General features: G+C 61.3%; 4 protein-coding genes. All 4 read right to left on the bottom strand.

The features are described from left to right. Positions 1–204: 204 nt before the first annotated feature. The 4 genes from U9R25_18355 to U9R25_18340 all read right to left on the bottom strand — a co-directional run bounded on the left by U9R25_18355 (position 205) and on the right by U9R25_18340 (position 8,196). Complete coding sequence (locus tag U9R25_18355) at positions 205–3,075, bottom strand: glycosyltransferase family 39 protein (protein ID MEA3337859.1); 2,871 nt, start codon at positions 3,073–3,075, stop codon at positions 205–207. A 66-nt stretch (positions 3,076–3,141) separates the two neighbouring features. After that, positions 3,142–4,065, bottom strand: coding sequence for an NAD-dependent epimerase/dehydratase family protein (locus tag U9R25_18350; protein MEA3337858.1), 924 nt, complete (start codon positions 4,063–4,065; stop codon positions 3,142–3,144). A gap of 196 nt (positions 4,066–4,261) precedes the next feature. Further along, positions 4,262–6,877, bottom strand: coding sequence for a DUF2079 domain-containing protein (locus U9R25_18345; GenBank protein MEA3337857.1), 2,616 nt, complete (start codon positions 6,875–6,877; stop codon positions 4,262–4,264). Positions 6,878–6,915: 38 nt separating this feature from the next. Beyond that, positions 6,916–8,196 carry a glycosyltransferase gene (locus tag U9R25_18340; protein MEA3337856.1) on the bottom strand — a complete coding sequence of 427 codons (1,281 nt, stop codon included), beginning with the start codon at positions 8,194–8,196 and terminating at the stop codon, positions 6,916–6,918. Positions 8,197–8,509 lie beyond the last annotated feature (313 nt).

The raw sequence follows: 8,509 nt of genomic DNA, 5'->3' as shown, positions 1-8,509 counted from the left end.
CCTACCTCTCGGATCGGTTGCTACCGTGCTGGCGTAGCGTGCTGGCGGCGTCCCCGTGTCGCTGACCGCCGTCTTCTGGAAGCGGTCTGCCGTCCGTCGTCTGCGGTCTTCTGGAAGCCGTGTCCCCGTGTCTCCGCATCCCCTTCGCGCTTCGTGTCTCTTCGCGGACCTTCGCGCCTTCGTGGTCCAAACCCTCCCCGCACCCTACCCGCGCCCTGTAACCCCGATCTCCCCCACCGGCGCCGCTTCGCCCAGCAGGGGCAGGCCCGGTTCGTTGCTGTTGTAGAAGCCGGTTTCAAGGCGGTAGATCCCGGCAGCCAGCGACTCGGGCAGGGAAAGCAAAAACGTGTCCGCCACCACTTCGCCCGCTACCCAATCGCCGGTGGGGCGCTGCCCATCAAGGGGGATGTGGTCATCCTGTGCCACCAACTTGCCTGCATCGTCGAGCAGATGGACGAAGGCTATATAGCTGGCATCCAGGTCGTCAAGACGTTGCCAGATTACCTCAACAGCAAGCTGGTCTCCCGCGACCGGGGCAGCGTCAGGCAGGTTGACTCCCAGCAATTCGATGAAACGGCCAAAACTGGCGCTGACCGGCAGGTCAATTGGCGGGACCTGGAAGCTGTGGAGACCGGGAAGCAGGGTCAAGGGGATATGCGCGGTGTCGCCGGCAAAGGTGCCACTCCCCGGCTCGACCAGGCCAACGCGCAGGGTGATCTCCTCGTCCTGCTCCGACAGAAGGTCTATTGGCACCCTCACGTGGAAGGCATTGTGAACGGCGTTGCCCTCCGGCCACTGGCCGGTGTCAAAACCCTGAGAGGGCCTGATCGCCGAAGGGGGTTCATCCGGGTCCAGCCCGGGGTGTGACCACTGCCATGCCAGCCCGTAATTCTGCTCCGCCTGGTCGGTTTTTCTCCACCAGGTGTCGACCTGAACCTGGCTGCCAGGCCGCGCCGGATCGGGCTTGGCGGTTGCAGCCAGCAATTGGATGCCTGGCGCAACATCAACCGGTTGACCCAGCCCGGCCGGCAGCGACGGATCGCCAGGCACCAGCGACTCCAACGTCAACGGACCCAGGTCGATCAGCGGACCCTGCGGATTGCCGGCTGCGTCCACCACATCGAGGACCCGCCCGCTATCGGCGTCGTACACGACGATCCGCAGCTTGTACTCGCCGGGTGGGGTGCCCGGCTCAGGCGCCAGGGCCAGCCGGCTCAACACCACCTGCCCGGGCGACCAGCGGAAGGTGGGATACTCGTAGGCCGCCAGCCTTCGATCCGCCAGGTCGGACCAGGTGAAGCCCTGTTCCGTGTCCATCAACGATGCCGAAAGCTTGTAGTCGGCGGTCAACGGGACCAGGGCCTGCCAGAACAGGTTCAGCTGGCAGCTTTCGCCCGATGACGGATCGCAGGAGGGCTGCTGGAAGCCCATCAACTTCACCTGGCCTGCAAAATTGGCATCCACCTCCTGCATCGGCGCAAGCTGATCGCTGAGATCGCTCTGGTCGGGCAACAGGTAATGTGTTACCTCGTCCAGGCCCCAGAAGGACTGCCCGGGCAAGGTTTTCTCTCCGACCGAGTCCAGCAGGAAGGGTACAACGCCGGTCGGGTCGACGACCTCTTCCTGCCACTGGACCAACCAGGCGCCGCTGTGTCCCGACAGGCCATCGTTCAGGACGGATAGTGCTGAGTCCAGGTCGAGCACACTGTTGACATCCAGGATTTCCAGTTCAGGCAGGCGCAGTGGTTGCACATCAGGCGCGTAATAGCGCCAGGCCGGCAGGGCATGGCCGCTGACCAGGATCACCGCTTCGTTCTGCCCAAGTTGGGAGCGAACATGGCCTACGGCGCCGCGCCAGTCATCTTTTGTGAAGGCCGGGTCCTCGTACCAGTTGCGATCTGCGTAGAGGAAAATGACCAGCAGCCCCGCCAGAAGGATCAAGGCGGTTGCCTGAAGGGCCGACCGCCAGGGTCTTTTTGCAGATCGACCATATTGAAATGGGACGGCCAATCCGCCGGCCAGCAGCAGCACCAGGCCAGGGGATGCCAGCATCAAATAGCGCGGGTTGAACTTGGGCGTGCGGTAGGCCAGCAGGAGAATGGCCAGGACGGGCAGGACCAGGGTCATCAGCAGATAGGCCAGCGCCATGGCCGGCGCTGTCTCTGAGCCGGTTGAAACGGCAGCTTTGTCGGCTGCCGTTGCGTCTGTTGCCTGTGGCTTTCTCGCGATGGCTGCCCAGACCAGCGCAACGAGGCACGCGATGGCAATTGCGAAGACGATCCAGGCGAGTGTGGTTGCCTGCTGCTCCAATACGGTCTCGCCGGTAGAGAAGTTGATGGCCAGGTGCCGCAGGGCTTCGTTCAGCTTGAGGGTTCCCTGCCAATAGCTGGTGTCGATCTGGAAGCGTCCCAGCGCGTTGGGCAGCCATGGCAGGTAGGCCAGCGCAATCAAGACGGCTGCCGCAATGCCCTCGACCAACAGCCGGCCGAAATCGCTCCGCCGCCAGATCGCAATGGAGAGCAAAAAGAAGCCGCCCAGCGCCGCCAGCAGGAAGGCCGCGAAATAATGGGTGTAGAGCATGGCAATGCCGCTGATGACAAAAACAGCCCACCAGAGGTAGCGGCGTGGACCATCCCTGTCGCCGGCGGAAAGAACCCGCAGCAGCGCATAGCCCGCCAGCATCCCCAACGCGGTGAGCAGCGTGTACATCCTGGCTTCCTGGCTGTAGTAGACCCAGAGGGGATGGATGGCAGCCAGAAGCGCGGCCAACAGGCCGGCCTGCCAGCCGAAGAGCCGGCGCGCCAGAATCGCGGCCAGGCAGACCATTACCAGGCCGAACATCGCCGACGGAAATCTGAGCGCCCATTCGCCCGTCCCGGCCAGTGTTGCCCAACGGTCCACCGCCAGGTAGTAGAGCGGCGGCTGGATATCGTCGGCGGTCCAACGACCAAGGTCGGCAAGATCCTGCTGGACCAACTGAGCTGTCACTGCTTCGTCGTACCAGAGCGACTGGGAGTCCAACTGGTGAACGCGCAGCGCAAAGGCGATCAGCAGGATGACCACCAATGCTGTCATCGGCCATAATCTGCGGCTTTCAGGACTGCGCTTCATAATCTTGTCGTTTGCGACGGCAAGGCAAGGTCAGGAAAAGTTGTCATTGATCCATGCCCATGTTTTCTGGATGCCTGGCTCGAGATCGACCTTCGGCTGCCAATCAAGGACCGCCTGCGCCCGGCTGGTGTCCAGGTGGACACGAGGGGCATCGAATGGGCGGGCAGGCAGGTACTCTGCCACCGCTTTTTTGCCCACCGTTTTCTCCACAACTTTCACCAGTTGGTTGAGAGAGATTTCCTGTGTACCGCCGATGTTGAAGGTGCGCTCGTCCGACAACGGCTCTTCGGCCGCGCGGATCAGTGCATCCACCAGGTCGGTGATGTAGAAAAAATCGCGGGTGATGCTGCCATCGCCCCAGATGGTTATCGGAAGGCCCCGGGCCACGCGGTAGAGGAAAACAGCCACGGCTCCCTGGTTGCCCAGCGGATTCTGCCGGGGGCCGTAAGGGACCGACGGCCGCAGAACCGCGTAGTCGAGATCACCGATGTGATGATACATCTGAAGATACTTTTCTACCGCCAGCTTGCTGACTCCATAGGCCGTAATCGGGTTCCGTGGATGGGTCTCGGGAGTGGGAACCTGCCGGGTCGGTCCATAGACGGTGCCGCCCGATGAGGTGAATACAAAGCGGCTGACGCCAACTCGCTGCGCGGCCTGTATCAGTTCTATCGAGGGAATGAGGTTGTTTTCGACGTCGGCGCCAGGGTCGCGGTTGGCCACTTCATGAATCGTCGACCAGGCCAGGTGGAAGAGCAGGTCCGCGCCGGCAAGTGCCTCTCTCACCAGGTAGGCGCGACTCAGGTCGCCACGGATGAAGTTCACCTGCCCGGGCAAGGGGTCCCACCGGCGTTCCTGGATATCCAGCACGACCACATCCCAGTCCAGCTCGATCAGCCGGTCCACGAGATGCGATCCGATGAATCCATTGCCACCGATCACTAATGCTTGCATGGCTCTTTGTCTTCGCTTTCGATTAACCGACCGCTGACCGCGGCCCAGAGGGTCGCAGAGTCGCAATCCGGGTAATCGGTTACCGGTAATCGGTAATCCGATCCAGAACCGCGTCGAATCCCATCCGAATACCGATCACCGATTACTGAATACCGTCCGTGGGCCACTGTTCTACGTAACTTCAGTTAACAATTCGTCATTGGCTGGCGCAGCACTCAGGCACCAATGCACAACAAAGATCAGGATCCGGGCCTGCAGTGGAATCCACTGCCAACTGAGCGATCACTGTTTCATCGCCCACCGGTTGGCCATCCGGACCCAGTTTCGCCAGCCGTTCCATAGTTTCCCAGTAATACCACCCTGCCACCACATCATACAACCCGGGTTCCAGGTCGGGCGATAGCTGGAGAGTATGCGCGGATTGAAGCGTTTCATCGGCCGGCCACTGGCTGGTGGGACGAGGGCCGTACCAGGTGGGACCGGCATCTGCCTGGGCCACAGTGCGCCCGCCGACATCCCGCAGGTGCAGAAAGATGGTATAGTCCCGCATGGATGGACCGTTGGACTGCCACTGCAGAGACAGGGGAACGCTTGTCCCCGGCGCAGCCCGCCGCGGGAGAGACACACCGGTGAGACGGGTAGTCCAGCCATCGCCTCCAAATGCCACGTCCAGCGGTTCCAGATCAGTCAGTCCGTCCGATGGTTGAAGTTGGCCATTCACACGATGGTAGGTACCGGCTATGGTCCAGCTGTTGTCGTCGAATCCTGGTTTCTGTTGGCCAGCGCTGATGGTCCAGCGCTGGTTTGATTCCCAGTCGTTTCCCTGATAAACGCCGGCTGCCAACGCCCATTCCCTGGGCAGGAACCAGTGCAGCTTGTCGGTGACGATCGTTTCACCCACGGGCCAGGCCGACGGTGGCAACCAGATGGGCTGGATCAAGGGTCGTTGGTCGCTGCTATCGACCTCCTGGCCGTCCGGTGTCATGAAAAAGGCGCGCAGTTGCAGGTCGTCGGGCAGGCTGTCCAGTGCCTGCCAGTAGAGGCGGATGGCCGTCTGTCGCCATTCGCTGTCGTCGAGAACATCGTAGCCCAACAGTTTGACCCTGTCACCAAATGTGATGTCGAGCGGGTATTGGGGTTCGTGCCGGGGACGCGCAAAAGAATAGAACTCCGGCGGAAGATCACCTGCCGGACCTGTGTCCTGGCCTCCCGATGCCCGTCGAAGCAACAGATATCCATCGGCGGCGTCCTCTACCATCCATTCACCCGAGTTCAGCATGTCCATCGCCTGTCGTTTCATCTCTTCCGGGTGCATGGACCAACCCGTTCTGGCGGCGATGTCCAGCAGGACGAATTGGCTGTCGGCCAGCACGGGGAAGCGATAGATTCGTTCCCGGTGGCTCAGGTGAGGGTGCAACGAAGGCATGGTGGAGAGAGCTGCCTCATCCGGAATCTGGTCCGCGAAACGGGCCAGCAGCCTGTGGTGCGGCGTCACTGCCGGCCAGCTCTGCCGAAAGTTGCTGCCGATCGGCGTGTAGCCAGACAGGATCTGGCAGCCAATACTCCAGACAAGGATCCAGCCGATCAGGAGAAAATGCTTTCGGTAGGCGGTCCACAGACCACGGTTCCCGGCGATCACGGCGACCTGGCGCGCGGCGGGTCGCAGGCGCTGGGCGCCCACGATGGCTGCAATGACAACGTAGGCTGCCAGGGGGGTAGAATAGTGCAACTGGCCGCTGTACTGGAAGGGAAAGGCACTGAGGAAATTGGCAAGGAACAGCGGAAGCCCAACCAGCAGGATCTCGAAGCCGATCAGCGACAGAAAACCAAGGGGCGCCAATATCAGCAAGAGATAGCGCAGCCGCAGGGGCTCCATGGCAATCCTGAGAACCGTTCCGGGCCGGGTGAACAGGCTCGTGATGACATCGCCAAAGCTGCTGCCCAGGGCGCCGTAGCGAGCTACATAGGGGCTCTCATCCAGGCCGTACGCCTCTGCCGCATAGACCGGCACGATCACGAAGGTTGCCAGATAGAACCAGAGAAGCCCGGCAGCGAGAACGATGGCGCCTGTAACCAGTGGCCGCATAACCTGGCTGTTGTGCCATACCGGATCAGTCGAAACTGAAGCATCACCTCTGCCTTGAATCAACCGGTATATCCCGATTCCCAGGGCATAGGCTCCCAGTGCGGCCGCCAGCAGCGCTGTGCCCTCCTGTACTGTGGCAACGAGCAACGCCGCGACCGCGAATCGCCCCCACTGCCTGCGCTGCGCGAAGAGAAACGCAAACAAGATGAGCGGCGTTGCCAGAGGCAGGGCGTGAAATTCCGCAGCACTGGCGGCCTGAAGTGACGGATACAGCAGGTAGGCCGCCACAAACGCCAACGCCGTCAGGGCAGACCATTTGGCATCGCCGGCGGAATCGCTCTCTTTGTCCATTACCCGGTCGTAGGCATAATGGAACACAGGCCAGGCGCCCAGGGCAAGCAGGGCTGCCTGAAGTATCAGCAGTGCCCTGACATCATCCCAAATCCAAAATACTGTAGAAACAGGCGCGAAGATCGGCTCCACATGATCGGTCATGCGGGTCGTGATCTGGTCCCCCTTGATTTGCTCGACGAAGCGGCCCTGGCTGGTGTTCCAGATGGCCAGATCGATCTGTCCAAGGTCGGACGCGTGGGTCTGATGGGCGTCGTGAAGGCGGATTGAAACCGCCGAGAAATAAAGGGTGTAAATAACGATCAATGCCCACAGCAAGGCCACAGCCCAGCGGGGTGGGCGTCTGCTGTGGCTGGCCGAATGCGCTTTACTCAAGCTCGAACATCCTTTGGTCGGCGAGGCATTCGATCATTTTACCGCAACCCATCCTGTTTCCCAAGAAGTACCCGCCCTGCTGCCAGCCGCTTGAAGTTTTCCAGATAGCGACGGGCCAGATGTTCCCAGGCAAATTGCTCTTCGACCAGGCGACGACTCTTTTTCCCCATCTCTTCACGGGTTTCGCATGGCAGGGCAGCGAAGCGCAGAATCGCCCCTGCCAGCGCAGCCGGATCACCTTCAGGCACGATATAGCCATTGTGGCCCTCCCGGACGACCAGGGGATTGCCGGCCGCCGTGCTGCCGATGATGGGTTTGCCGCATGCCATGGCATCCAGCACCGTGACGCTCAGGCCGGTGGCCGGTCTGGTCACCGACGGCATGACCAGGACATCCGCGGCGTTATACATGCCTTGCATCTGATCGAAGGGCACCGTGCCAGGCCAGACGATGTCTTCATCGACCCCCAGGTCTCGTGCCAGCTCTTGCCATTCCTGCCAGAGATCGCCTTCGCCGACGAAGGCCAGCCGCAGTTTCGGCAGGGCAGCGCCTGTCTCCAGCACACCACTTTGTTTGATCATCGCCATGGCCCGGATGAGCACATCGAAGCCTTTTTTGTAGACCATGCGGCCTACAGCCAGTAGCAGGAGTTCGTCGGGCGCCACGCCAAGTTCAGCCCGCAATTCAGCATTCTTGCTGCGATCGACAGTCATGGCCCTGGGGTCAACGCCGTAGATGATCAACTCGAAGCGCCTGGGATCGGCGCCCAACTCATTCACGGCGACATCGCGCAGACTGCCACTGTTGGCGGTTATCAGGTCAGCCTGATCGAGCACAAATTTTGCCATCGAACGCATGACGGGATTCTGGCGAGCGACCAGGGCATCAGAGCCGGGAATGGAAACGACCAGGGGAATGCCCAGAAGCCGGCTTGCCACGGCACCGAAAAAGCCGCCGGGCAACAGCCAGTGGGCATGTAAAACGTCGGGCTTGTTGATCAGGCACCACTGCAATGTGGCCAATGTGCCGGCCGCGAAGAAGCCGGGGGCGAGCCAGTAGGTCTCACCTCGCATTTTCACGTCGGCTTCCATGGTCCGCATGTAACCCAGGCGATGCCAATCGGCCCTGGGTGCATAACGCCACAGAAAACGGTCGACCTGGCTATCGGGTGGCGGGGGTCGATAGGCCGCGTCCCAGGGTGCCAGGATGGTGACACGGTTCCCCTCGCGGGCCAGCGCTTCGCTCAGATAGGCGACGAAATTGCCGCTGTAGTCACCTGGAAAGCGCGGAAAGTTGTGAGTGATGACGCCGATATGCATGGAGTTGGGCACCTGGCTATTTGTCAGCCAAATAGTCAATGGTCAGTGGTCAATTGTCAATGGTCGATGGTCCAAACTTCGCGCCTTCGCGTCCACCTTCGCGCTTCGTAACCTTCGCGTCCCTTCGCGCTTCGTAACCTTCGCGTCCCTTCGCGCCTTCGTGGTCCAAACTTCGTGCCTTCGCGTCCACCTTCGCGCTTCGTAACCTTCGCGTCCCTTCGCGCTTCGTAACCTTCGCGTCCCTTCGCGCCTTCGTGGTCCAAACTTCGTGCCTTCGCGTCCCTTCGCGCTTCGTAACCTTCGCGTCCCTTCG

The organism is Chloroflexota bacterium, from assembly GCA_034717495.1.
In the GTDB taxonomy this organism is placed as follows: domain Bacteria; phylum Chloroflexota; class Anaerolineae; order JAAEKA01; family JAAEKA01; genus JAYELL01.
Note: the sequence above shows the minus strand (reverse complement) of the source record. Positions and strands in the feature narration are given on the sequence as shown.

What these genes read in the sequence shown, in the direction of transcription:
- U9R25_18355 (MEA3337859.1), bottom strand. Translation starts at nt 3,075, where the DNA reads ATGACAGCATTGGTGGTCATCCTGCTGATCGCCTTTGCGCTGCGCGTT.
- U9R25_18340 (MEA3337856.1), bottom strand. Translation starts at nt 8,196, where the DNA reads ATGCATATCGGCGTCATCACTCACAACTTTCCGCGCTTTCCAGGTGAC.
- U9R25_18350 (MEA3337858.1), bottom strand. Translation starts at nt 4,065, where the DNA reads ATGCAAGCATTAGTGATCGGTGGCAATGGATTCATCGGATCGCATCTC.